The 23,055-nt window shown below is 73.6% G+C and carries 23 protein-coding genes and 1 tRNA gene; 7 read left to right on the top strand and 17 right to left on the bottom strand.

The window, feature by feature from the left end:
- Positions 1-448: 448 nt before the first annotated feature.
- From J4709_RS21035 to J4709_RS21020, 4 genes are all read right to left on the bottom strand, one after another.
- Complete coding sequence (locus J4709_RS21035; RefSeq protein ID WP_173096353.1) at positions 449-1,429, bottom strand: ribose-phosphate diphosphokinase; 981 nt, start codon at positions 1,427-1,429, stop codon at positions 449-451.
- 185 nt (positions 1,430-1,614) lie between these two features.
- The gene (gene glmU / locus J4709_RS21030) at positions 1,615-3,066 is read right to left on the bottom strand and encodes a bifunctional UDP-N-acetylglucosamine diphosphorylase/glucosamine-1-phosphate N-acetyltransferase GlmU (protein WP_208243301.1); all 1,452 of its coding nucleotides are present in this window, start codon (positions 3,064-3,066) and stop codon (positions 1,615-1,617) included.
- Between the two features lie 180 nt (positions 3,067-3,246).
- Positions 3,247-3,317 (bottom strand) — tRNA-Gln (locus J4709_RS21025).
- Positions 3,318-3,420: 103 nt separating this feature from the next.
- On the bottom strand, positions 3,421-4,320 hold the full coding sequence (locus J4709_RS21020) for an ADP-ribosylglycohydrolase family protein (RefSeq protein WP_208243299.1): 900 nt from the start codon (positions 4,318-4,320) through the stop codon (positions 3,421-3,423).
- A 163-nt stretch (positions 4,321-4,483) separates the two neighbouring features.
- Between J4709_RS21020 and J4709_RS21015 the strand changes: the two genes are divergently transcribed.
- Both J4709_RS21015 and J4709_RS21010 read left to right on the top strand, forming a co-directional pair.
- Positions 4,484-5,437 carry an acyl-CoA desaturase gene (locus tag J4709_RS21015; RefSeq protein WP_208243297.1) on the top strand — a complete coding sequence of 318 codons (954 nt, stop codon included), beginning with the start codon at positions 4,484-4,486 and terminating at the stop codon, positions 5,435-5,437.
- A 53-nt stretch (positions 5,438-5,490) separates the two neighbouring features.
- Positions 5,491-6,252 carry a TetR/AcrR family transcriptional regulator gene (locus tag J4709_RS21010; protein ID WP_208243295.1) on the top strand — a complete coding sequence of 254 codons (762 nt, stop codon included), beginning with the start codon at positions 5,491-5,493 and terminating at the stop codon, positions 6,250-6,252.
- Positions 6,253-6,307: 55 nt separating this feature from the next.
- On the opposite strand, the gene J4709_RS21005 is transcribed toward J4709_RS21010, so the two are convergent.
- Together J4709_RS21005 and J4709_RS21000 are read right to left on the bottom strand one after the other, a co-directional pair.
- Positions 6,308-6,670, bottom strand: a complete 363-nt coding sequence (locus tag J4709_RS21005) for a VOC family protein (protein ID WP_208243293.1) — start codon at positions 6,668-6,670, stop codon at positions 6,308-6,310.
- A 226-nt stretch (positions 6,671-6,896) separates the two neighbouring features.
- A complete protein-coding gene (locus J4709_RS21000) occupies positions 6,897-7,691 on the bottom strand; it encodes a trans-aconitate 2-methyltransferase (protein ID WP_232383790.1) in 795 nt (264 codons plus the stop codon).
- Positions 7,692-7,834: 143 nt separating this feature from the next.
- On the opposite strand from J4709_RS21000, the gene J4709_RS20995 reads away from it, so the two are divergent.
- Together J4709_RS20995 and J4709_RS20990 are read left to right on the top strand one after the other, a co-directional pair.
- Complete coding sequence (locus tag J4709_RS20995) at positions 7,835-8,617, top strand: patatin-like phospholipase family protein (protein WP_208243291.1); 783 nt, start codon at positions 7,835-7,837, stop codon at positions 8,615-8,617.
- Entirely contained in the window at positions 8,617-9,213 is a 597-nt protein-coding gene (locus J4709_RS20990) for a Maf family protein (protein WP_208243289.1), read from the top strand. Before J4709_RS20995 ends, J4709_RS20990 begins: the two co-directional genes overlap by 1 nt.
- On the opposite strand, the gene J4709_RS20985 is transcribed toward J4709_RS20990, so the two are convergent.
- The 3 genes from J4709_RS20985 to J4709_RS20975 are packed head-to-tail and all read right to left on the bottom strand — an operon-like array spanning position 9,203 to position 13,228.
- Entirely contained in the window at positions 9,203-9,838 is a 636-nt protein-coding gene (locus J4709_RS20985; protein ID WP_208243287.1) for a response regulator, read from the bottom strand. The two genes, J4709_RS20990 and J4709_RS20985, sit on opposite strands and share 11 nt — an antisense overlap.
- Positions 9,839-9,851: 13 nt before the next feature.
- The gene (locus J4709_RS20980) at positions 9,852-11,039 is read right to left on the bottom strand and encodes a sensor histidine kinase (RefSeq protein WP_208243285.1); all 1,188 of its coding nucleotides are present in this window, start codon (positions 11,037-11,039) and stop codon (positions 9,852-9,854) included.
- Between the two features lie 5 nt (positions 11,040-11,044).
- On the bottom strand, positions 11,045-13,228 hold the full coding sequence (locus J4709_RS20975; RefSeq protein ID WP_208243282.1) for an MMPL family transporter: 2,184 nt from the start codon (positions 13,226-13,228) through the stop codon (positions 11,045-11,047).
- Between the two features lie 201 nt (positions 13,229-13,429).
- Between J4709_RS20975 and J4709_RS20970 the strand changes: the two genes are divergently transcribed.
- The 3 genes from J4709_RS20970 to J4709_RS20960 are packed head-to-tail and all read left to right on the top strand — an operon-like array spanning position 13,430 to position 15,310.
- Positions 13,430-14,350, top strand: a complete 921-nt coding sequence (locus J4709_RS20970; RefSeq protein ID WP_208243280.1) for a zinc-binding dehydrogenase — start codon at positions 13,430-13,432, stop codon at positions 14,348-14,350.
- A 23-nt stretch (positions 14,351-14,373) separates the two neighbouring features.
- On the top strand, positions 14,374-14,772 hold the full coding sequence (locus J4709_RS20965) for a nuclear transport factor 2 family protein (RefSeq protein WP_208243278.1): 399 nt from the start codon (positions 14,374-14,376) through the stop codon (positions 14,770-14,772).
- 49 nt (positions 14,773-14,821) lie between these two features.
- Positions 14,822-15,310: a MarR family winged helix-turn-helix transcriptional regulator gene (locus J4709_RS20960; RefSeq protein WP_208243276.1), complete on the top strand. Its 489-nt coding sequence runs from the start codon at positions 14,822-14,824 to the stop codon at positions 15,308-15,310.
- A 16-nt stretch (positions 15,311-15,326) separates the two neighbouring features.
- Here the strand turns inward: J4709_RS20960 and J4709_RS20955 are convergent, their stop codons facing one another.
- From J4709_RS20955 to J4709_RS20920, 8 genes are all read right to left on the bottom strand, one after another.
- A complete protein-coding gene (locus tag J4709_RS20955; RefSeq protein ID WP_208243274.1) occupies positions 15,327-16,436 on the bottom strand; it encodes an amidase in 1,110 nt (369 codons plus the stop codon).
- A 40-nt stretch (positions 16,437-16,476) separates the two neighbouring features.
- Positions 16,477-18,246: an ABC-F family ATP-binding cassette domain-containing protein gene (locus tag J4709_RS20950; protein ID WP_208243272.1), complete on the bottom strand. Its 1,770-nt coding sequence runs from the start codon at positions 18,244-18,246 to the stop codon at positions 16,477-16,479.
- Between the two features lie 42 nt (positions 18,247-18,288).
- Positions 18,289-18,501, bottom strand: coding sequence for a hypothetical protein (locus J4709_RS20945; protein ID WP_208243270.1), 213 nt, complete (start codon positions 18,499-18,501; stop codon positions 18,289-18,291).
- Positions 18,502-18,567: 66 nt separating this feature from the next.
- The gene (locus J4709_RS20940) at positions 18,568-18,711 is read right to left on the bottom strand and encodes a hypothetical protein (protein WP_208243268.1); all 144 of its coding nucleotides are present in this window, start codon (positions 18,709-18,711) and stop codon (positions 18,568-18,570) included.
- Between the two features lie 95 nt (positions 18,712-18,806).
- A complete protein-coding gene (locus tag J4709_RS20935) occupies positions 18,807-19,727 on the bottom strand; it encodes a 4-(cytidine 5'-diphospho)-2-C-methyl-D-erythritol kinase (protein ID WP_208243370.1) in 921 nt (306 codons plus the stop codon).
- A gap of 30 nt (positions 19,728-19,757) precedes the next feature.
- Positions 19,758-20,969, bottom strand: coding sequence for a glycoside hydrolase family 26 protein (locus J4709_RS20930; protein WP_232383788.1), 1,212 nt, complete (start codon positions 20,967-20,969; stop codon positions 19,758-19,760).
- A gap of 22 nt (positions 20,970-20,991) precedes the next feature.
- A complete protein-coding gene (gene rsmA, locus J4709_RS20925) occupies positions 20,992-22,023 on the bottom strand; it encodes a 16S rRNA (adenine(1518)-N(6)/adenine(1519)-N(6))-dimethyltransferase RsmA (RefSeq protein WP_208243267.1) in 1,032 nt (343 codons plus the stop codon).
- An 18-nt stretch (positions 22,024-22,041) separates the two neighbouring features.
- Complete coding sequence (locus J4709_RS20920) at positions 22,042-22,836, bottom strand: resuscitation-promoting factor (protein ID WP_208243266.1); 795 nt, start codon at positions 22,834-22,836, stop codon at positions 22,042-22,044.
- Positions 22,837-23,055: the final 219 nt, after the last annotated feature.

Below are 23,055 nucleotides of genomic sequence, written 5' to 3'. Positions count from 1 at the left end.
TGTTGCGATCCACGGCCGTCCCGCAGGACGTCCGCTACGGACAGAGCGAATCAGGCGTAGCTCGATGCGTCAGGCGCCTCGAAGATTCTTTGCGTTACCCGGGGAGTACGGACCTGAACGGCGCCGCACTGACGACCCGGGGCATACGCGGATTCAAGAAGTCTAGCCGATCGTTTCCACGCGCAACGCCATCGCCCCCGCGACGGCCCGCCGCGGGGGCCCTTCCGGAGACGCGGGCGGCCTGGTCGGAGCCGCGCGCGAGCAGCGCCCTCACCCGGAAAGACGATCCGTCGCGCCGCCCTGTTCCCGGCCCCGAAAAGCGAACCCGGCGGCTCGCAGAGCGAGCCGCCGGGTTCCTGACATCAGGCCGAAGACGCCGGGGCCGTTGCCCGACCCCGCACCGACCTCAAGCGTCGCGATCGCGAGCGAAGCCGGATTCGAGGCGAGGTCAGCTATGGCCGCCGAAGAGGCTCGTTACCGAACCGTCGCTGAAGACCTCGTTGATCGCGCGGGCGACCAGCGGCGCGATCGACAGCACGGTCAGCTTGTCGAACTGCTTGTCCTCCGGGATCGGCAGCGTGTTGGTCAGTACCACCTCGGAGATCCGCGAGTTCTTCAGCCGGTCCACCGCCGGGCCCGACAGCACGCCGTGCGTCGCGGCCACGACGACCTTCTCCGCGCCCTGGTCGAACAGCGCGTCCGCGGCCTTCACGATGGTCCCGCCGGTGTCGATCATGTCGTCGACCACGACGCAGGTGCGGCCCTCGACCTCGCCGACGACGTCGAACACCTTCACCTCGTTCGCCACGTCCGGGTCGCGCTTCTTGTGGATGATCGCCATCGGCACGCCGCCGAGCCGGTCCGACCAGCGCTCGGTCACCCGCACCCGGCCCGCGTCCGGCGCGACCACCGTCACCCGGGAGGTGTCCAGCCGGCTCTCGAAGTGGTGGGCCAGCAGGTCCAGCGCGAACAGGTGGTCGACCGGGCCGTCGAAGAACCCCTGGATCTGCGCGGTGTGCAGGTCCACGGTGATCAGCCGGTCGGCGCCCGCCGTCTTGAACAGGTCGGCCATCAGCCGCGCTGAGATCGGCTCGCGGCCGCGGTGCTTCTTGTCCTGCCGCGCGTACCCGAAGAACGGCGCCACCACCGTGATCCGCTTGGCGGACGCCCGCTTGAGCGCGTCCACCATGATCAGCTGCTCCATGATCCACTGGTTGATGGGAGCTGTGTGGCTCTGGATCACGAAGGCGTCGGAGCCACGGACCGACTCCAGGAACCGCACGAACGTCTCACCGTTGGCGAAGTCGTACGCGGACGTCGGCGTCAAATCGACGTGGAGGTTGTCGGCGACCTCCTTGGCCAGGTCCGGGTGGGCTCGGCCGGTGAAGAGCATCAGCTTCTTCTGACCGCTCGCTTTTATCCCACTCACCTCTGACAACTCCCCCTCAATGGAACCGTGCACCTCTGTGGGTTGTCGTCCCCACTCACCGGGCACCACAAGAGTCCCCTCCGTGATACCCGGTCGCTTTTTGTCCGTGGGGGACGCCGCTGTCCTCCACCTCCCCGCCGCGCGGCGGGGCAGTCATGGGCGCGCCGGACCTCCGGCGCGTGCCGTCAGGCCGGCTCGTCCCGGTCCTGCGCGGCGCGCCGCGCCGCCTCCGCGGCCTCCGCCGCCGGCGTGCCCGGCCGCTTGCGCTCCACCCAGCCCTCGACGTTGCGCTGCCGCGCCCGCGCGACCGCCATCGCCCCCGGCGGGACGTCCTGGATGATCACCGAGCCGGCGGCGGTGTAGGCGCCGTCGCCGACCGTCACCGGCGCGACGATCATGTTGTCGCTGCCGACCTTCACATGGGAGCCGATCACGCTGCGGCTCTTGCGCACGCCGTCGTAGTTCACGAACACCGAGCTCGCGCCGATGTTGGAGTGGTCGCCGATCTCCGCGTCGCCGACGTAGGTCAGGTGCGGCACCTTGGTGCCCTCGCCGATCTCGGCGTTCTTGGTCTCGACGTAGGTGCCGATCTTGCCCTTGCGGGCCAGCCGCGTCCCGGGGCGCAGGTAGGCGAACGGCCCGACCGACGCCTCCGGCCCGATCTCCGCGCCGACGCACACCGCGTTCACCACCGCGGCGTCCGCGCCGACGCGGGTGTCGGTCAGCGTGCAGTTCGGCCCGACGCTCGCGCCCGCCTCCAGGTGGGTGGCGCCGTGCAGCTGCGTCCCTGGGTGCACCACGGCGTCCGGCTCGGCGGTCACGTCGACGTCGATCCAGGTGGACGCTGGGTCGACGATGGTCACGCCGGCCCGCATGTGGGCCTCGAGGATCCGGTCGTTCAGCTGCCGCCGCGCCTGGGCCAGCTGGACCCGGTCGTTCACGCCCTGCGTCTCGACCCAGTCGGCGACCAGGTGCGCGCCGGCCCGGTGGCCGTCGCCGCGCAGGATCGCGACCACGTCGGTGAGGTACTCCTCGCCGCCGGCGTTGTCGGTGGTGACGCGCTTGAGGGCGTCCTCCAGCAGGGTCCCGTCGAAGGCGTACATGCCGACGTTGATCTCGGTGACGGCGCGCTGCGCCTCGGTGGCGTCCTTGTGCTCGACGATCGCCTCGACGCTGCCGTCCGCCGCCCGGATCATCCGGCCGTATCCGGTCGCGTCGGGCATCTCGGTGGTCAGCACGGTGACCGCGTTGCCCTCGTCCTCGTGGGTGCGGACGAGCGCGGCGAGCGTCTCGCCGCGCAGCAGGGGGTGGTCGCCGTTGGTCACCACGACCGTCCCGGCGAGGGAGCCGGTCTGCTCCAGCGCCATCCGGACGGCGTGGCCCGTCCCGCCCTGGACGTCCTGGACGACGGCCTCCACGTCGGGGGCCTGCTCGCCCAGGTAGGCGACGGCCTGCTCGCGCCGGTGGCCGACGACCGCGACGAGCCGCCGCGGCTCCAGCTCGCGGGCGGCGGCCAGCACGTGGCCGAGCATCGCGCGCCCGCACAGCTCGTGCAGGACCTTCAGGGTGCGGGACTTCATCCGGGTGCCCTCGCCCGCGGCGAGAACGATGACGGCGGCCGGGCTGTCGGCACTCACTAGGAGGCTCCTCGGCATCGCGGACGGGATCGGCGGCGAGCGCGCCCACCTGCGGCATCAGGGCATGGCAGGCCGGAGCGCACCCGACACCGGAAGGATACCGCCCGCCGGGCGCGCGTCACCCCGCGGGCCACCTCACCAGGACAGATGCCCCAAAAAACGGCCATGCGGACATTGGTGCTCCCGGGGGAGGAATCGAACCTCCGTTGACTGAACCAAAATCAGTTGTCCTGCCCCTAGACGACCCGGGATGGGCGATTTCAACCTCTCTATGACGGAGCGGCGGCACGCACGGGGCCAACGATACCGAGTGGATTCGCGGGGCTCCTACGGCTTTCCTTCGCGTGCAGGACTCTACCGGGCGAGCCAGGCCGGCAGCGGCTCGCGGGCCGCCAGCCAGGACGCGGGAACGCCCTCGGCACCGAGGTGGGAGGCCACGACCCCGCCCGCGATCGCGGAGGTGGTGTCCATGTCGCCGCCCACCATCACGCACGCGCGCACGGCGGCCTCGTAGTCGGTCAGCCTGGTGGCCGCGGCCCACAGCGCGTACGGCACGGTGTCCTGCGCCGAGATGCGGTTGCCGTTGCCCAGCTCGTGCGCCGCCTCCTGCGGGGACTTGGAGAGCAGCCGCAGTGCCCGCTTGAGGCCGCGCTGCACGTACTCCCCCATGGTGGTGTGCTCCAGGGCGGCCTCGATGACGGCCTTGGGGGCGACCTTTGCGCCCTTCTGGGACGCGACATAGGCGGCGGCCACGGCGACCGCGACCCCGCCCGCGATCCCCTCGACGTGGGCGTGGGTGACCTCGGCGGACAGGGCCGCCTGCGCCGCCGCACGGCGGAGGTCGTCCGCGAAGAAGGCGCCGAGGGGCGCCACGCGCATCGCGGCGCCGTTGCCGAAGGAGCCCTTGCCGTCGAACAGCTCGCGCGAGGCGCGATGCCAGTGGTCACCGCCCTGGATCCGCTCCAGCAACTCCAAGGCGCCCGCCCCGTAGCGGCGGTGGACGTCGAACCGGTCGGCGAACGACCGCGCCAGCGCATCCTGGTCGATTTGCCCGAATCGGTTTAGAACGTCCACCACGGAGCACGCCATCTCCGTGTCGTCCGACCACTCCCAGGGGGCCGGCGGCACACCCGTCTCCGCGGACACGTGCCGGTTCTCCAGGACGAAGAACCGGTCACCGAAGGCGTCGGCGGTGGAGAGGCCTGTCAGAGAGGCGCGAGCGCGCGCGGAGCGCTCGTCCAGGGTCGGGGGCATGGGAGGTCCTTCCACGGCGGGCGGCCGGATCGACCGGACGAGGGCTTTGTGGCCCATGAGAGAGGTTCCCGGTGATTTTACCGGCCGTCCCTGTCCAACTTACGGATCCGTAGGTTACGTTGGCGTAGGTAAGGCAGCCCCTAGTCGCAGGAAGTGGTGACGCATGACAACGGCTCCGACCATGGCTCCTCCTCAACCGGAACGGCGTCCCGAACTATCCCCCGACCAGCAGGGCAACGCCGAACGCGCGCTCGTCGCGCTGTTCACCGGCGTCCCGCTCCTGGCCCTGTTCGCGGCCGTACCGCTCGTCTGGGGCAGGTTCCTCGGCTGGACCGACGTCGCGCTCACGGCGGTGTTCTACGTGCTGTCCGCCGGCGGGATCACCGTCGGGTACCACCGGTACTTCACGCACGGATCGTTCAAGGCCAGCCGCGGACTGAAAATCTTCCTGGCGCTGGCCGGAAGCATGGCCATCCAGGGGCCGGTGATCACCTGGGTCGCCGACCACCGGCGCCACCACAAGCACTCCGACCAGGAGTTCGACCCGCACTCGCCGTGGCGGTTCGGGGACGACTGGAAGGCGCTCGCCAAGGGGCTGGTCTGGGCGCACTACGGCTGGCTGTTCGACGCGAACAAGACGTCCAAGCAGCGGTTCGCCAAGGACCTGCTCAAGGACCGCGACATCACCCGCATCCACCTGGCGTTCCCCGGGCTGGTGGCGGTGTCGTTCCTGCTGCCGGCCGTGCTCGGCGGGCTGATCACGATGTCGTGGCTCGGCTTCTTCACGGCGCTGTTCTGGGCCGGGTTCGTGCGGATCACGCTCGTCCACCACGTGACGTGGGCGATCAACTCGATCTGCCACACCTTCGGCAAGGAGCACTTCGAGGTGCGCGACAAGTCCCGCAACGTGTGGTGGCTGGCGATCCCCTCGCTCGGCGAGTCGTGGCACAACCTGCACCATTCGGACCCGACGTGCGCGCGGCACGGGGTGCTGAAAGGCCAGGTCGACATCAGCGCCCGGATCATCTGGGCGTTCGAGAAGGCGGGATGGGCGCGGGACGTGCGGTGGCCGAAGGACGACAGGCTCGCCGCTAAGCGCACGAAGCAGGCGGCTTGACCGTCACAATTGATCCCGTGACAGATCCCGCTCCCAGGCCCCGCAGAAAGCGGATGACCGGCAAGGAACGCCGCGAGCAGCTCCTGGACATCGGCCGCACGCTGTTCGCCGAGCGCGGCCTGGACGGCACCTCGGTGGAGGAGATCGCCTCCGCCGCGGGGGTCTCCAAGCCCGTGGTGTACGAGCACTTCGGCGGCAAGGAGGGGCTGTACGCGGTCGTCGTCGACCGGGAGTTCGAGCGGCTGCTGAGCCTGGTGACCGAGGCGCTGAACTCGGCGATCCACTACCGGAGCAAGCTGGAGAAGGCGGCGCTGGCGCTGCTGGAGTACATCGAGGGGCACCCGGACGGGTTCCGGATCCTGGTGCGCGACTCGCACGGCGGCACCGGGACGGGCAGCTACGCGAGCCTGCTCAGCGAGATCGCCGGCGAGGTCGAGCACATCCTCGCCCAGGAGTTCGACCGGCACGACTACGACGACAGGTACGCGCCGCTGTACGCGCAGAGCCTGGTCGGGATGGTGGCGCTGACCGGCCAGTGGTGGCTGGACGTGCGCAAGCCGAAGCGCGAGGAGGTCGCCGCGCACGTGGTGAACCTCGCGTGGAACGGCCTCGCGGGGCTGGAGCCGAAGCCGTCGCTGGATCCGCGGCAGCGCCGCAAGGAGCTGGAGCGCGCCGAGAAGCGGGCGGAGAAGGCCGCGGCGAAGGCGGAGAAGGCGGAGGAGAAGGCGGCGGCGCGGGCCGAGAAGGCGCAGCGCAGGAGCCGCCGCGAGGCGGACGCGGAGTTCGCGGACCCGAGTCCGCACCCGTCGGTCTGACCGTTCCGGGGCCGGCCGTGCGCTGCGGCGCGCGGCCGGTTCCGGCTTTGCGGGGTCAGTCGACGGGCTGGAGGAACTCCAGGCGGTTGCCGACGGGGTCGTCGGCGTAGAAGCGGCGGTAGCCGGGGAACAGGCCGTCGGGGCGGACGTCGTGGCCGGCGGCGCGCAGCCGGTCGGCGAGGGCGTCGAGGTCGGCGGTGAGCAGGCCGGGATGCGCCTTGCGGGCGGGGCGGAAGTCCTGCTCGATGCCGAGGTGCAGTTCGAGGCCGGGGCCGCGGAACCAGGCGCCGCCGCGCTTGGCGAGCTCGGGCGGCTTGGGCACCTCGTCGAGGCCGAGGACGCCGCCGTAGAAGGCGCGGAGGGCGTCCTCGCTGCCGGGCGGGGCGGCGAGCTGGACGTGGTGGAGCGCGGTGAGCATGGGGCGCCTCCCTGCGGGCTGACACCGGCGGCCGTCCGGAGTTCGTCCGGGCGGCCGCCGGCAGGGGTCGCCGGCATCGGGTCGCGAAGCCGGGGTTCGAGGCCGGGCCGCACGTTCTGCGATCATGTCGTGGTCGCGTCCGCGCGGCCTGGATGCCGCCTGCCGGCCGAGCTGGCACACCGCAGGGGAACGAGTCGCTTCCCTCGGCCGGCAGGCGGCACCCCGTCTAAGGGGCGTGCCGTGCGGCGATCACGAACACTCTCCTGAACGGGAAGACGGTGCCGTAGGGGCGGGCGGGATAGGCGTCGCGGAGCCGGTCGCGGTAGGCGGCGAGGAACTCGCCGGCCTCGTCCGGCGGGAGCGCGGACAGCACGGGCCGCAGCGCGGTGCCCTTGACCCATTCGAGGACGGGGTCGTCGCCGGTGAGCACCTGCATGTAGGTGGTCTCCCAGGCGTCGACGGAGCAGCCGAGCCGGGCGAGGCGGTCGAGGTAGCCGGCGGGGTCGAGGACGGGGTCGTCGCGGACGGTGCCGGCGAGCCGGTCGCGCCAGCGCGGGGACCGGCAGAGCTCGCGGAGCAGCACGTGGCTGGGGGCGCCGAAGTTGCCGGGGACCTGGAAGGCCAGGCGCCCGCCGGGGGCGAGGGCGTCGATCCAGCGGGGCAGCAGGTCGAGGTGGCCGGGGACCCACTGCAGGACGGCGTTGGAGACGATGAGGTCGACGGGCCGCTCGGGGCGCCAGGCGGCGACGTCGCCGACGCGGAAGCCGAGCCGTCCGGGGATCGCGTGGGCGCGGGCGGCGTCGATCATCTCGGGGGAAGAGTCGAGGGCCTCCACGACCGCGCGGGGCCAGCGCCTCGCGAGGGTCGCGGTGAGCTCCCCGCTCCCGCACCCGAGGTCGGCGACGTGCCGTGGCTCGACGGGTCCGAGGCGGGCGACCAGTTCGGTGAACGGCCGCGCGCGCTCGTCGCCGTAGACCCCGTACTGCGCGGGGTCCCACACGGCCTCAGCTTGTCTCGACATCAAGAGACATGATGCCGCGCCCATATCTTGATGTCAAGAATCTTGGCCGCCGCCGCGCCGGACCGGTCGACTGACGGATGCCGGCCCCCTCCCCCGCTCCCTAACGTCGGCGGGGACGGGTTCGGCGAGGTCGAGGAGGACGGATGAGCTGGGCACTGGTGCTCGGGCCGGGCGGCCCGGTCGGGACGGCGTGGCTGGCCGGGCTGGCGGCGGGGCTGCGGGACGCGGGGGTCGACCCGGCGGGCGCGGGGACGATCGTGGGCACGTCGGCGGGCGCGATCGCGGCCGCGATGATCGCCGCCGGCCGCGACCTCGCGGCGGTCGCGGAGCTGCCGCCGCTGAACGGACCGCGCCCGGCGCGCGATCCGGCGGTGATGGAGCGGGTGTTCGGGCTGATGCGCGACCCGGCGCTCGACCCGGACGAGGCGCGCCGGCGCGTCGGGCGCCTGGCGTCGGAGACCGAGGCGCTGCCCGCCGAGTGGCACCACAGGCGCATGGAGTTCCTCGTCGGGACGGACACCTGGCCGGAGGGCCGGCTGCTGATCACGGCGGTGGACGTGGCGTCCGGCGAGCCCGTCGTGTGGGACCGGGCGAGCGGTGTGCCGCTGTCGGCGGCGGTCGCGGCGAGCAGCGCGGCGCCCGGGCACGCCCGCCCGGTCGAGGTCGGCGGGCGGCTCTACATGGACGGCGCGTTCGGCGGCGGCTCGTGGCCGTGGCTGGCGCAGGGCTCGGGCAAGGTCGTGCTGGTCGAGCCGCTCGCGCACATGTCGGACGGCGCGGGGGGCGATGTCCGGATCGTCCCGGACGCGGCGGCGCTGGAGGCATTCGGCGGCGACGTCGGCGACGTGACCCGATGGTCGCAGTGCTACGCGGCCGGCCTCAGGCAGGCCCCCGAAGCGGCGCGGCTGGTCGCTACTGTGGCGTGATGCGGAAGGTGGTGCTGGCGTCGGCGTCCGCGGCGCGACTGCGGATCCTGCGGGAGGCGGGCGTCGACCCGGAGGTCTCGGTCAGCGGCGTGGACGAGTCGCTGATCAGCGCGGACACGGTCGCGGAGCTGGTCGCCGAGCTGGCCCGGGCGAAGGCGGGCGCGGTCGCGGCCGGCCTGTCCGGCCCGCTGGTGATCGGCTGCGACTCCCTGCTGGAACTGGACGGGCGGGCCCTCGGCAAGCCGGAGTCGGCGGCGCAGGCCGCCGCGTGGTGGGCGGAGCGGCGCGGCGCGGCGGGCACGCTGCACACCGGGCACTGCGTGGTCGACACGGCGTCGGGACGGGACGCGCTGGAGGTGGCGAGCACCCGGATCCGGTTCGGCGACCCGTCCGAGGAGGAGATCGCCGCGTACGTCGCGACGGGCGAGCCGCTCCACGTCGCGGGCGCGTTCACGCTGGAGGGGCTCGGCGCCTGGTTCGTCGACGGGATCGACGGCGACCCCGGCACGGTGATGGGCCTGTCGCTGCCGCTGCTGCGCCGGATGCTGACCGGTATCGGCGTGCCGCTGACCGCGGTGTGGCCCGTCACCGCTTGATCAGGCCGCGCTCCAGCGCGACGACGACCGCGCGGGTGCGGTCGCTGACGTCGAGCTTGGCGAACACGCGGAGCAGGTGCGTCTTCACCGTGGCCTCGGCGATGACCAGCCGCCGCCCGATGTCGGCGTTGGACAGCCCGTCGGCGACCGCGTTCAGCACCTCCACCTCCCGCGCCGTGAGGGCGACGGGCGCGGGCTGGCGCATCCGCGCGACGAGCCGCTGCGCGACGCGCGGGGCGAGGACGGTCTCGCCGCGCGCCGCGGCGTGCACCGCGTCGGCGAGCTGCTCGCGGGTGGCGTCCTTCAGCAGGTAGCCGATCGCGCCGGCCTCCACGGCCCGCTCGATCTCCTCGTCGGTGTCGTAGGTGGTGAGGATCAGCACGCGGGTGCCGGGGCAGCGGGCGAGGATCTCGGCGGTGGCCGCCACCCCGTCCAGCACGGGCATCCGCAGGTCGACGAGCGCGACGTCGGGGCGCAGCCGCTCGGCGAGCGCGACCGCCGCGCGGCCGTCGCCCGCCTCGCCGGCGATCTCGATGCCGGGCTCGCCGGCCAGCAGCGCGGCGACGCCGGCGCGCATCACGGTGTGGTCGTCCACGAGGATCACGCGGACCGTGCGGTCGTTCATCGGGTGCCGCCGTTCATGTCGTGCTCTCGAGGGGCAGCAGCGCGAGGACGCGGGTGCCCTCGCCGGGGGCGCTGGTGACGGTGAGCCGGCCGCCGAGCTCGGCGAGCCGGCGGCGCATCCCGTCCAGCCCGTACCCGCCGGACGCGGTGCCCGGCGCGAACCCGCGGCCGTCGTCGGTGATCTCCAGTTCGACGCCGTGCGGGTGCGCGGCGAGGACGACGCCGACGGTGGAGGCGGCGGCGTGCTTGCGGACGTTGGCGAGGGACTCCTGCGTGCAGCGCAGCAGCGCGACGCGGGTCGGCTGGTCGCAGCGGACGTCGGGCAGCTCGGCGTCGACGGCGAGGCCGGTGTCCTCGGCGAACCGGTCGAGGGTGCGGCGCAGGGTGTCGGCGATGGAGCCCGACGCGACGCCGTCGCGCGGGGCGGCGCCGACCAGGACGCGGGCCTCGGCGAGGTTCTCGCGGGCGGTCCGCTCGATCGACACCAGCCGCCGGGCGCTCTGCTCGGGGTCGGCGCCGATGCCCTCGCGGGCCGCTTCGGCGAGCACGACGATCGACGCAAGCCCTTGGGCGAGGGTGTCGTGGATCTCGCGGGCGAGCCGTTCGCGCTCGTCGGCGGCGCCCTGCCGGCGCTGCGCCTCCTCCAGGCGCCGCTGCGCGTCCTCCAGGTCGGCGGACAGGACGCGGGTGCGCTCGTCGTGCCGTTCGAGCACCCGGGTCATCCACAGCCCGACCAGGACGCTCGCCGCGTAGCCGGTGACGGCGGCCACGGAGTTGCCGTTGGCGAGCGCCCCGTCGGGTTCGGGCTGGACGGCGATGCCCACGACGACGCCCGCGGTGGCGACGCCGCTGAGGGCGATCGCGCGCCGCGGGCCGCCGCCCTGGATCCAGAAGTGCGGCAGGGAGACGATCAGCAGCGACGCGGCGCCGTCCATGAGGTACGACACCGCGCCGATGCCGGCGGTCAGCACGCCCAGGAACGCATGCCGGCGGGCGGCGGGGTTCCCGGGGAACGTCCCGGTGATCGGGTGGCAGACCGCGAGGAGGGTCAGCAGCGCGAGGATCGCGGACCGGTACCCCTCGCTGCGGTCCACCACGGCGATGCCGGGCGGGACGAGCCCGAAGAGGATCCACAGGACGGTGTACCAGCGGCGCACCGCCCGTGCCTGGAGCCGGTCCTCATGCTGCCGCCGCTGCTCCATGCCGGTCAGCCTACTTTCGCGGGGACGGGCGGCGCGACGGCGGCGGACGCGGGCCGCGACGGCCACCAGCTGCGCTCGCCGAGCAGCAGCATCAGCGCGGGCAGCACCACGACGCGGATGACGAACGCGTCCAGCAGCACCGCCGCGGCCAGCGCGAACCCCATCTGCTTCATCTCGATGATGTGCAGCGGGATGAAGCTGGCGAAGACGGTCACCATGACGAACGCGGCGCTGGTGACGACGCCGGCGGAGCGCCCGATGCCGTCCAGGACGGCGGTGCGGGTGGTGGCGCCGGCGAGCCGGGCCTCCCGGATCCGGCTGATCACGAAGACCTGGTAGTCCATCGACAGGCCGAACAGGATCACGAACAGGAACAGCGGGACGCGGGACCCGATCGTGCCGGTGGAGGTGAAGCCGAGCAGGCCCTGCGCCCACGTGCCCTGGAACACCAGGACGAGCAGGCCGAGCGCGGCGCCCGCCGACAGCAGGTTCAGCAGCACGCCGACCAGGCCGAGGACGACCGACCGGAACGCCCACACCGTCATCGCGAACGTGACGAGCAGCAGCGACGCGATGATCAGCGGCAGCTTCTGCTTCTGGTGCTCGGGGTAGTCGGCGTAGCGGGCGACGTCGCCGGTGACGGCGACCTTGACGCCGGGCAGCTTTCCGACCGTCGCGGGCACGTAGTCGTGGCGGACGGCCTTCAGCGACGCGATCGCCGCGGGGTCGCTGACGTAGTGCGGGACGGGCAGTTCCAGCAGGCTGGTCCGGCCGTCCTGCGAGGTGCGCAGCTCGGCCGTGCCGGACATCCGCGGGTCGTGCTCCGCGCGGCGGGCGAGGTCGCCGAGCGCGCCCGCCACTTCGGCCCGGCGGGACGGGTCGGCCTGCACGACGACCTGGTTCATCGCCTTGAGGTCGGGGAACGCGGCGTTCAGCCGGTCGTAGGCCTGCATCGCCGGGATGGAGCGGGGGTGGGTCTCGCGGCCCATGTCGGTGAGCTTCATGCCGAGGACCGGCGCGGCGAGCGCGAGCATCACCAGCATGCCGACGGCGAGCGTGGCGGCGGGGTGCCTGCCGGTCGGCCGCAGCATGGCCCGGGTGATCCGCCCGCCGCTCTCGGTGCGCGCCCCGCGCACCCGCCGGCCGCGGCGGATCCGGCGCTCCCTGCGGTTCTCCGACCACTGGCCGAGCTTGGCGAGCAGCGCGGGCAGGACGGTGAGGGAGCTGAGGACGGCGACGATCGTGACGACGATCGCGCCGGTCGCGATCGAGGAGAAGATCACGTCGTCGGCGAGGTACAGGGTGGCGCTGGACACGGCGACGGCGATGCCGGACACGACCACGGCCCGTCCGGACGTCGCGGCGGCCAGTTCCACGACGGCGGCGGGGGACAGCCGGCCTCCCGACCGGGCGCGCTCCTCGCGCTCGCGCTTGAGGTAGAAGAGCGTGTAGTCGACGCCGACGGCCATGCCGATCAGCATGATCACGTTGGTGCCGACGCCCGCGTCCGGGAAGACGTGCGAGGCGAGCATCGACAGCCCGATCGCCGCGAAGATCGACGACAGCGCGAGCAGCACCGGCACGACGGCCAGCGCCATCGAGCCGAACACCAGCAGCAGCGTGATGAGCGTGACGGGCAGCGCGATCATCTCGGTCCGCGACAGGTCCTGGTTGCGCAGGTGGTCGACGCCCTTGCCGATGGACGGGCTGCCGGTCTCCTCGACCCGCACTCCGGGGTGCGCGGCCTGCACCTGGGCGGTCTGTTCGAGCACCGGCGCGAGGTGCTTCTCCCCCTCCAGTTCGGGGCCGCGCATGGTGACCTCGACGCGGATCGCGGTCCCGTTCGCGGCACGGATCGGCGCGGACGCCTTCTCCACCTCCGGCAGCCGCGCCATCCGGGCCGCGACGTCGCGCGCGGCGGCGGCCGCCTGCACCGTGTCGAGGCGGTCCGCGCCGGGCTTCGCGGTGATCAGCACCTGCTCGACCGGCCGCTGCTGCAGCCCGCCGTCGGCGGCCATCGCCTCGGCGCGGCCGGCCTCGCCGATCCGGTAGTCCTCGGTCGTCGCCGGGCGGCCGCCCACTCCGATCCCGACGCCGAGGCACACCACGACGAACAGGAACCAGCCGGCGATCGCCCGCCAGGGATGCCCGGCACTCCACCGGGCCATGCGCACAGGAAGATCTCTCATGCCCGAAATGCTCGCGTCGCGGGCCCTTCCCGCATGAGCCTCTACCGGCTGAACCTTCCGTCCACCGACCGGTGGACGTGGGGTGACAACCGACGGTTGTCAGTGCTGCTCAATGGCTGTTGGACGGGGGTGTCCGGGGCGCGGTCGACTGGGTCCACCGCACCGGCGCGAAGGGCGCCGGGCAGGGGTCCGGGAGGGATCGTGAAGGCACTCGTGCCGACCGGCGGCGCCGCCGCGAGCGTCGCGTTCGCCGACGTCGACGAGCCGGAGCCGCGCGCCGGCGAGGCGCTGGTGAAGGTGGCGGCGTTCTCGGTGAACCGCGGCGAGACGTTCCAGCTGGAGGGCGACCGGCCCGGCTGGCGGCCCGGCAAGGACGTCGCGGGCCTGGTCGTGCAGGCGGCGGCGGACGGGACGGGCCCCGCCTGCGGGACGCGGGTCGTGGGCCATCCGCCGGCGGCGGGCTGGGCCGAGTACGTCGCGGTGCCGACGGCGTCGCTGGCGGAGCTGCCCGGTCCGGTGCCGGTGGAGACGGCGGCGGCGCTGCCGCTGGCGGGCCTCACCGCGCTGCGGCTGCTGCGCTCAGCCGGGCCGCTCGCCGGGCGGCGGATCCTGATCACGGGGGCGTCGGGCGGTGTCGGGCACTACGTCACCGAACTGGCCGCCGCGTCCGGCGCGGAGGTCACCGCGGTGTCGGCGACGCCGGAGCGGGGCCGGCGGCTGGCGGAGTTCGGTGCCGCGGTGGTGCCGGACGCCGCGTCCGCGGACGGCCCGTTCGACCTGGTGCTGGAGTCGACCGGCGGCGAGCGGTTCGCGGCCGCGCTGGAGCGGCTGCGGCGGCGCGGCACGCTGATCTGGTTCGGGCAGGCGTCCCGCGAGCCCGTGACGCTGGACTTCTTCCGGTTCTTCGACGGGCCGGAATCGGCCACCATCCGGCACTTCCACTACGAGGACTCCGACACCGCGAACGCCGAGGACCTGGCCGTGCTGGTCCGGCTCGTCGCGGAGGGGCGGCTGCACCCGGAGATCGGCCGGGCCGCCGGCTGGGCGCAGACCGCCGCCGTCCTCACCGACCTGCGCGAACGCCGCGTGCGCGGCAACGCCGTGCTCACCATCGACCGCTGAACGAGCAGAAGGAGAAGATCGACATGAACGCCAAGGACGTCGTCGTCCGCTATGTCCAGGCCGTCGCCGACGGGGACCTGGAGACGATCAGGGACAGCTTCGCCGAGGACGCGACCTGGACCTACCCGGGCGATCTGCCGCTGTCGGGCACCTGGAAGGGCCGGGACGCGATCGTCGACGACTTCCTCGGGGCCGCGACCGGCGGGCTGTTCAAGCCGGGCACGGCGCCGGAGGTCGCGCTCGTCAACGTGATCGCCGAGGGCGACCAGGTGCTCGCCGAGTGGACGGCGAAGGGGATCACGAAGTCGGGCAAGATCTACGACAACCGGTGCGCGGGGGTCTACACCGTCCGGGACGGGAGGATCGCGTCGGTGACGGAGTACGCCGACACCCGGCACGTCGAGCGAACCCTGTTCGGTTAGCCCCGGCCGGCCGCAGGTCCCTCGATATCAAGACAGGTAGGCTTGCGGCATGGAGGACGAGGTCGACCGGCTGGTCGAGGCGTGGCAGGCCGAGCGCCCGGACCTGGACGTGCGGCCGCTGCAGGTCCTCAGCCGGGTGTCCCGGCTGGCCCGGCACCTCGACCGCGCCCGCCGCGCCGTGTTCGCCGCCCACGAGGTCGAGTCGTGGGAGTTCGACGTCCTCACCGCGCTGCGCCGCGCCGGCGCCCCCTACCAGCTGAGCCCGGGCCAGCTGCTGCGCGCGACGCTGGTGACCTCCGGCACCATGACCAACCGCATCGACCGGCTCGCCGCCGCGGGCCTGGTCGAGCGGCATCCCGACCCGCAGGACAAGCGCGGCGTCCAGGTCCGCCTCACCGAGGCGGGCCTGACGCGCGTGGACGCCGCGTTCGCCGACCTGCTGGCCCGCGAGCAGGCCATCCTCGAGGGGCTCAGCCCCGAGCAGCGCGAGACGCTCGCCGTGCTGCTGCGCACCCTGCTGATCCCCTTCGATGCCTGACCGCGCAGCTACCTGACTAGAGGTTCGCCTCCAGCGCGGCGGCGACCGCGCAGAGCCGCTCCTCGCCGCCCGCCGGGCCGATGAGCTGCACGGACGCGGGCAGGTGCGAGCCCGGCAGCGGGACGGGCAGCGCGAACGCCGGCAGCCCCGCCACGTTCACCGGGCCGGTGAGCATCGTCAGCGGCAGGTCGCCGTCGCCGCCCAGCGGCTCCGGCGCGACCCCGGCGAGGACCGGCAGCGCGAGCACGCCGTGCCGCTCCAGCAGCGCGTCGAACTCCGCCCGGAGCGTCTCGCGGAGCCGCTCCGCCCACGGGCGCCGGCCCGCGGCGGCCTCCTTCAGCACGTTCAGCCGCCGGTACATCCGCTCGCTGATCTTCGACGGGTCGTCGAGCAGGTGCCCGTTCTGCGCGTACGCCTCCTCGGCGATGAACACGCCGCCGGCGAGCGCCGCGTCCTGGAAGTGCTCGCACTTCTCGTCGGTGATCGGGCCGAGGCGGCGGAGCGCGTCGTCCACGGCCGCGTCGATCGCGGGGTCCACGTTCGGGACGCGCAGCCGCCCGACCGTCAGGTTCGCGTCGTAGGCGTCCGGGGCGAAGCCCGGCTCGATCAGCCGCATCCCGGTGACGACGGCGGCGACGTCGCGGCCCATCGGCCCGACCGTGTCCAGCGTCGGCGACAGCGGATACACCCCGTCGAGCGGCACCCGCCCGTGCGTCGTCTTCAGCGCCGCGATCCCGCAGCACGCCGCCGGGATCCGGACGGACCCGGCGGTGTCGGTGCCGTACGCGACGTCGGCCTCCCCGGTGGCGACCGCCACCGCCGACCCGCTGGACGAGCCGCCCGGCACCCGTGACGGGTCCAGCGGGTTCACCGGCGTGCCCGACCACGGGTTGAGGCCGTCGGCGCCGAGACAGAACTCGGTCAGGTTGGCCTTGCCGACGATACGGGCGCCCTGCGCGCGCGCCGACGCGACAACGGGCGCGTCGGCCGCCGCCGGTTTCGCACGGTCGGCCACAGCCCGGCTGCCCGCCGTGGTGGGCAGCCCCGCCACGTCGATGGCGTCCTTCACGGCGAGGCGCGGCCCGTCCCCCGGCGCCTCGTCGGACTTCACGATCCAAGTCGTCATTGTCGGATCATGGCGATTCCGGCCGCCGGGCGCCAGGGCCCTAGTCGATGTCCTCGGCGAGCATCAGCCACTCCTCCTCGACCCGGGCCGCCTCCGCCTGGATCTCCTTCAGCTTCCCGTCCAGCTCCTGGAGCTTGACGAAGTCGGTGGCGTGCGCGGCGAGCCTCTCGTGCAGCTCCGCCTCCTGCCCGGCCAGCTTCTCCAGGCGGCGTTCGAGCCGGTCCAGCTCCTTGCGGGCCTTCCAGTCCTGCCCGCTCTTCGGCTTCGGCGGCGCGGCGGCCGGCGCCTCCTGCGCGCGCGCCTGCGCCGTCCGCGTCCGGGCCGTGCCCGCGGCGCGGCGCTCCAGGTACTCGTCGACGCCGCCCGGCAGCATCGACACCCGCCCGTCGCCGAGCAGCGCCACCACATGGTCGGTGATGCGCTCCAGGAAGTACCGGTCGTGGCTGACGACGACGAGGGTGCCGGGCCAGCCGTCGAGCAGGTCCTCCAGCTCGGTGAGCGTCTCGATGTCGAGGTCGTTCGTCGGCTCGTCCAGCAGCAGCACGTTCGGCTCGCCCATCAGCAGCCGCAGCACCTGCAGCCGGCGCCGCTCCCCGCCCGACAGGTCGCCGACCGGCGTCCACTGCCGGTCGCCCGCGAACCCGAGCCGCTCCAGCAGCTGGCTCGCCGTCCAGTCCCGCTTCCCGACCGTGATGCGGCGGCGGATCTCCTCCACCGACTCCAGCACCCGCCGCTCCGGGTCCAGCTCCTCCAGGTTCTGCGACAGGTGCGCCAGCTGGACGGTCTTGCCCCGCACGACCTTCCCGGACACCTGCTCCACCGAGCCGTCCAGCAGCCGCAGCAGCGTGCTCTTCCCGCTGCCGTTGACGCCGACGAGCCCGACCCGGTCACCGGGACCGAGCCGCCACGTCATCCGCTCGAAGATGTCGCGCCCGCCCACCTCGACGGTGGCGTCCTCGATGTCGTACACGGTCTTGCCGAGCCGCGCCGTCGCGAACTTCGTCAGCTCCACCGAGTCGCGCAGCGGCGGCTCGTCGGCGATCAGCGCCTGCGCCGCGTCCACCCGGAACTTCGGCTTGGACGTGCGGGCCTGCGGGCCGCGTCGCAGCCACGCCAGCTCCTTGCGCAGGAGGTTCTGCCGCTTGGCCTCCGTCGCCGCCGCGATCCGCGACCGCTCCGCCTTCGCCAGCACGTACGCGGAGTAGCCGCCCTCGTAGCGCTCGACGGACCCGTCGACGACCTCCCACGTCCGGTCGGTCACCTCGTCGAGGAACCAGCGGTCGTGCGTGACGATCAGCAGCGCGACCCGGCGGCCCTTCAGGTGCCGGGCCAGCCACGCGATCGCCTCGATGTCCAGGTGGTTGGTCGGCTCGTCCAGCATCAGCAGGTCCGACTCGGGGACCAGCAGCCGCGCCAGCGCGATCCGGCGCCGCTCCCCGCCGGACATCCCGGCCAGCGGCGCGTCCAGGTCGACGTCGGCGAGCAGCCCGGCGAGGACGTCGCGGGCCCGGGTGTCGCCCGCCCACTCGTGCTCGGCGCGGTCCCCGAGGACCACCGAGCGGACCGTCGCGCCCTCCGGGAACACGTCCCGCTGCGTCAGGTACCCCAGGCGCAGGCCCCGCGCGTGCGTGACGCGGCCCGCGTCCGGTTCCACCTCGCGCGCCAGGACCTGCACCAGCGTGCTCTTGCCGCCGCCGTTGCGGCCGACGACCCCGACCCGGTCCCCTTCGTCCAGCCCGAGGGACACCGCGTCCAGCAGCGGCTTCGGCCCGTACGCCTTGCCGACGTTCTCTACGTTGATCAGATTCACGACGCCGTCCAGCCTATTGCCCCGCGCGCCCTGCCCGTGCGGTCAGCCCCGGGGCGGGCCGGGAGGGCCCGACGGACCCGGCGGACCGTACGGCGGGTACGGGGCCTGCGGCGGATACTCCGTGCCGGGCGGCCGGTACGCCGTCGAATTCGAGCGCTTGCCCGAGTTCACGACGGCGACCACGACGACCACCACCAGGACCACCCCGCCGACCAGCAGGAGGGCCAGGAGGACCAGCATCGAGAGGGCGACCATGAGGGTTCCTGAGCTCGGGGGAACGCGGCGCGGGCACGTGCGGCGCGCCGCGGCGCCCGCCTGGCGTCAGCGTAGCGGCGGACGGCGGGGAGAGATCACCGCATCGGGGGCGTCGCGGCGGATCGCGCGGTCGCGGCGCACGGCCAGGACGGCGAGCGTCGCCATCATCACGACGGCCGCCAGCCCCAGCAGCCCCGTCAGGTACGTCATCGCTCCACCTCGTCGCGGAATCGGCGTCATTGATCAGGACGCCCGCGGCGCGCGCGGAGTTCGCTTGTGTGCGCAGAGCACACACCGTGATCGGTTCAGAGCACAGTGGCACCGGGCACCGGGCCCTGCGCCCGGACGATCTGCTCGGCCACCCCCGCGCCGTCCAGCGCCGCCGCGAGATCGGCGGCGTCCTCGTCGGTCTCGGCGAGGAACGCGCAGGTCGGACCGGACCCCGACACCAGCGCGCCGATCGCGCCGAGGTCGCGGCCCGCGTTCAGGGTGCGGGCCAGCGACGGCCGCAGCTCCAGCGCGGCGGGCTGCAGGTCGTTGGCGAGCGCGGTCCCGAGCGCCTTGGCGTCCCCGGTCGCGAGCGCCGTCATCAGGTCCTCCGCGACGGACGGCCGGGGCGCGCTCTCCCCCGCGGCCTCCCGCAGCCGGTCGCACTCGGCGTAGACGGCGGGCGTGGACAGGCCGCCGTCCGCGGTCGCGAACACCCAGTGGAACGTCCCGCGGGTCAGCGCCGGGGTGAGCCGCTCGCCCCGCCCCACGCCGATCGCGGTGCCGCCGAGCAGCGAGAACGGCACATCGCTGCCGAGCTCGGCGCCCATCTCCATCAGGTCGTCGCGGGCCAGCACCGGCCGCTCCCGGTCGTCCCACAGCCGCGCGCACGCCACCAGCGCGGCGGCCGCGTCGGCGCTGCCGCCCGCCATGCCGCCCGCGACCGGGATCGCCTTGCGGATCCGCAGCCGCACCCGGGGCTCCACGCCGAGCCGCGACGCGACCATCACCGCGGCCCGCGCCGCGAGGTTGCGGGCGTCGGTCGGGACCCGGCCGATCGCCACCCGCGAGTACGGCGCCGCCTCGACGGCCAGCTCCAGGCCGTCGGCGGGCTCCGCGGTCAGCTCGTCGAACAGCGACACGGCGTGGAACACGTTCACGAGGTCGTGGTAGCCGTCCTCCCGGATCGGCCCGACGCCGAGCTGGAGGTTCACCTTTGCGGGGACGCGTACCCTCACTGCGCTCACTCCAGAACCTTACGGGAGAGATCAGCCCCCGCTCGTCACGGGGAGGTTGCGGGGATTGAAGTAGGGCGTCGTCGCCAGCTCCCGCAGCGCCGAGACCGCGTGCGTGTCGCCCGTCACCGAGTAGGCCCGCCGCTTGTCCCTGGCGTCCTCGGCCTGCTCGTCGGAGTCGAAGTAGACGACGGCCTTGACCTGCGGGTCCTCCAGCGTCTTGGTGGCGGCCCGCAGCCACTCGGCGCGCCGCTGCCCGTAGGACTTCGGCACCCCGAACTCGGCGATCATGATGGGCTTGTGCCGGCCCCGGGCCCACTGCATGAACAGCTTCAGGCTCTCCGACATGTCCCGGTACTCGTAGTCGGCGCCGGGCGGCGCGTCCGCGCAGATCCAGTCGACCTGGTCGTCGCCGGGGTAGAAGGCGCCCGCGTTGGACGCGCCGAACCCGCGCGCGGTCGGGCACCACACCCAGGCGACGTTGTCGACCTTCTCCGCGGTGAAGATCTGCCGCAGCCGCTTCCACGCGGCGATGAAGTCGGCGGGCGAGTGCACCCGGTCCTTCACCGACGACCGGTCCATGTCGCGGGACCAGCGCAGGAACACCGGCTTGCCGGTCGCCTTGATCGCCTTGGCACGGGCGCGGATCAGCGCGTCGTACTTGCCCTCGACGATCTCCTTGGTGTCGGCGCCCGCCCACGTCAGCAGCAGGTAGCGGTTGCTGTCGAGGACGGAGGTGTCCAGCCCGGACGGGAAGTCGGACTTCCAGCCCCGGTAGCTCTGCACGATGTCGAGCTGGCGCCCCATGTCCCGCTCGAACGCGGCGACGGGCGCCATGCCCGGCTTGTCGGCGTCCTTCCCCGGCGAGGTGCCCGTCGCGGTGCCGGACGGCGTGCCCGACGCGCTCCCCGAGGCGCTGCCCGACGCGCTGCCCGACGACGGCGTCTTGGTCGCCGCCCCGCGCACCTCCGGCGGCACCCACGCGCCGAAGTAGGCGCCCTTCGCGGGCGGGGTCGGGGCGATGCCCGCCCGCGCCGTCGTCGTGATCTTCGGCGCCGCGCCCGCGCCGTCGCTGCAGCCGGCCGCCGCCGACGCGACCAGCCCGCCCGCCGCCACCAGCGCCGTCGCCGCGAGCGGCAACCGCGCCGTCCGCGCCGTCCGCGCCGTCCCGCCGGGGCGCCTGGCGCGCGCCGTCCGGGCCCGCCCGGCCCCCGCCCGCGCCGTCCGCGAACGCGCCTTCACCATCGCCCTCCGACTCTTCAGTGCTTCACTGTCCCGCGCTCCGGCGCCCGCCGCGCCGGCCCGTGCCGCCCGAACCCCTGCCGTCCGAAGCCGTGCCGCCCGAACCCCGGCCGCCCGACTCCGTGCCGCCCGCGTCCGGGGCGCCGGGGGCCGCCGCGCGGCCGTCAGCGGCCGCCGGGGCGCCGGGAACGCCGTCCCCCACGATGGAAGGACCATACTCGGCAATCCGGGCGAAGGCGGCCACGTCCAGAGCTTCGCCCCGCGCCCGCGGATCCACGTCCGCCGCGCGCAGCGCCCGCTCCGCGTCCGCCGCCGACCCCGCCCAGCCCGCGAGCGCCGCCCGCAGCGTCTTGCGGCGCTGCGCGAACGCCGCGTCGACCACGGCGAACACCTGCGCGCGGGACGCGGCGGTCGCCGGCGGGTCGCCCCGCGTGAACGCGACCAGCCCGGAATCGACGTTCGGCACCGGCCAGAACACCGCGCGCCCCACCGGGCCCGCGCGCCGCGCCTCCCCGTACCAGGCGAGCTTCACCGACGGCACCCCGTAGACCTTGCTCCCCGGCCCGGCCGTCATCCGGTCGGCGACCTCCGCCTGCACCATGACCAGCGCCGACCGCAGCGACGGCAGCACGTCCAGCAGATGCAGGACGACCGGCACGGCGACGTTGTACGGCAGGTTCGCCACCAGCGCCGTCGGTGCCGGCCCCGGCACCGATGTGATCTTCATCGCGTCGGCGCGGACGACCTCCAGCCGGCCCGCCAGCTCCGGCTCCCGCGCGGCCGCCGTCGCGGGCAGCTCCGCCGCCAGCGCCGGATCGATCTCCACCGCGACCACCCGCCGCGCCTGCGGCAGCAGCGCCAGCGTCAGCGACCCCAGCCCCGGCCCGACCTCGATGACCACCTCGTCCGGCCCCAGATCCGCGGCCCGCACGATCCGCCGGACGGTGTTGGCGTCGATGACGAAGTTCTGCCCGAGCGTCTTGGTCGGCCTGATGCCCAGCCGCGCCGCCAGCTCCCGCACGTCCGCCGGCCCGAGCAGCCCCTGTCTCTCCCCCACGAGAACAAGTGTGGCAGGTCAGGAGAACAGGAACTTCCCGCATACCGGCCACTGCCCCTGCCAACGCCCGTTCACCCGGTTGTAGAGCAGCTGCGCCCGGTACGTCTGCTCCCCCGCGCTCGCGTCCGACGGCTTGCCCGACCCGCCGACCGACGCCCACGACGACATCGAGAACTGGTACAGGCCGTAGTAACCGGACGGGTTCACCGCCTTCGGGTTCCCGTGCGACTCGCAGTTCGCCAGCCCCGCCCAGTCCAGCTTCGCCGCCGACCCCGTGCCCGCCGACTTCGGCCCGACCGCCACGATCCGCGCCACCGGCTTGCGCTTCACCTTCTGCGCGATGACCGCCTTGACCTTCTTGCCCTTGCGGCGGACATACGCCATCTGCACGATCTTGATGCCGGAGCGGCCCTTGCGCAGCTCCTTCTGCGACCACGGCGGCACCGACGAGCTCTTCTTCTCGATCGTCGGCGCCGACACCCGCACCGTCTTCGTGACCGGCTTCGACAGCAGCCGCAGCACCTTGATCGCGTCCCCCGCCGGCTGCTCCCGCGCGGGCTTCACCAGGTCGTAGCGGCCGAGCTTCACCCCGGCCTGGTCCAGCACCTGCTGGACGGTCGTCCCGGTCGTCATCGTCGTCGTCTTCTTCTTGTCCACGACGATGACGACCTTGCGCGGCGCCGGAGCCGACACCTTCGGCGCGTCCGCCGCCCGCACCGTCGAAGGCGGCTTCGGCGACCCGCCGCCTCCGCACGCCGACGCCAGCAGGACCGACGCGATCAGGACAGCAGAAGTCGCAGGGGCTCGACGCACCGTTCCTCCAGGGGGCCGAGCGGGCTCGGGGGGATCACCCGCTCAACCGCCAGACCCTAGAGCGCAACGCCCTTCCCCCGCCACCTCAACGCCCACACCCGCCACCCGGCCCCCTCGGGTAAGGGGAAGCGAACCCGAACGGCCATATTTACAGAGTCATCATCTGACTACAGTCAGTAATCGAGAGTCCACCTCGAAGAGAAGGGAGCCCACGCCGAA

Origin of the sequence: Actinomadura violacea, assembly GCF_017573465.1 — a bacterium.
GTDB classification, from domain to species: Bacteria; Actinomycetota; Actinomycetes; order Streptosporangiales; family Streptosporangiaceae; genus Spirillospora; species Spirillospora violacea.
Note: the sequence above shows the minus strand (reverse complement) of the source record. Positions and strands in the feature narration are given on the sequence as shown.

What these genes read in the sequence shown, in the direction of transcription:
- J4709_RS21020 (WP_208243299.1), bottom strand. Translation starts at nt 4,320, where the DNA reads ATGCCCCCGACCCTGGACGAGCGCTCCGCGCGCGCTCGCGCCTCTCTG.
- J4709_RS21015 (WP_208243297.1), top strand. Translation starts at nt 4,484, where the DNA reads ATGACAACGGCTCCGACCATGGCTCCTCCTCAACCGGAACGGCGTCCC.
- J4709_RS21010 (WP_208243295.1), top strand. Translation starts at nt 5,491, where the DNA reads ATGACCGGCAAGGAACGCCGCGAGCAGCTCCTGGACATCGGCCGCACG.
- J4709_RS21005 (WP_208243293.1), bottom strand. Translation starts at nt 6,670, where the DNA reads ATGCTCACCGCGCTCCACCACGTCCAGCTCGCCGCCCCGCCCGGCAGC.
- J4709_RS21000 (WP_232383790.1), bottom strand. Translation starts at nt 7,691, where the DNA reads ATGTCGAGACAAGCTGAGGCCGTGTGGGACCCCGCGCAGTACGGGGTC.
- J4709_RS20995 (WP_208243291.1), top strand. Translation starts at nt 7,835, where the DNA reads ATGAGCTGGGCACTGGTGCTCGGGCCGGGCGGCCCGGTCGGGACGGCG.
- J4709_RS20990 (WP_208243289.1), top strand. Translation starts at nt 8,617, where the DNA reads ATGCGGAAGGTGGTGCTGGCGTCGGCGTCCGCGGCGCGACTGCGGATC.
- J4709_RS20985 (WP_208243287.1), bottom strand. Translation starts at nt 9,838, where the DNA reads ATGAACGACCGCACGGTCCGCGTGATCCTCGTGGACGACCACACCGTG.
- J4709_RS20980 (WP_208243285.1), bottom strand. Translation starts at nt 11,039, where the DNA reads ATGGAGCAGCGGCGGCAGCATGAGGACCGGCTCCAGGCACGGGCGGTG.
- J4709_RS20975 (WP_208243282.1), bottom strand. Translation starts at nt 13,228, where the DNA reads ATGAGAGATCTTCCTGTGCGCATGGCCCGGTGGAGTGCCGGGCATCCC.
- J4709_RS20965 (WP_208243278.1), top strand. Translation starts at nt 14,374, where the DNA reads ATGAACGCCAAGGACGTCGTCGTCCGCTATGTCCAGGCCGTCGCCGAC.
- J4709_RS20960 (WP_208243276.1), top strand. Translation starts at nt 14,822, where the DNA reads ATGGAGGACGAGGTCGACCGGCTGGTCGAGGCGTGGCAGGCCGAGCGC.
- J4709_RS20955 (WP_208243274.1), bottom strand. Translation starts at nt 16,436, where the DNA reads ATGACGACTTGGATCGTGAAGTCCGACGAGGCGCCGGGGGACGGGCCG.
- J4709_RS20945 (WP_208243270.1), bottom strand. Translation starts at nt 18,501, where the DNA reads ATGGTCGCCCTCTCGATGCTGGTCCTCCTGGCCCTCCTGCTGGTCGGC.
- J4709_RS20940 (WP_208243268.1), bottom strand. Translation starts at nt 18,711, where the DNA reads ATGACGTACCTGACGGGGCTGCTGGGGCTGGCGGCCGTCGTGATGATG.
- J4709_RS20930 (WP_232383788.1), bottom strand. Translation starts at nt 20,969, where the DNA reads ATGGTGAAGGCGCGTTCGCGGACGGCGCGGGCGGGGGCCGGGCGGGCC.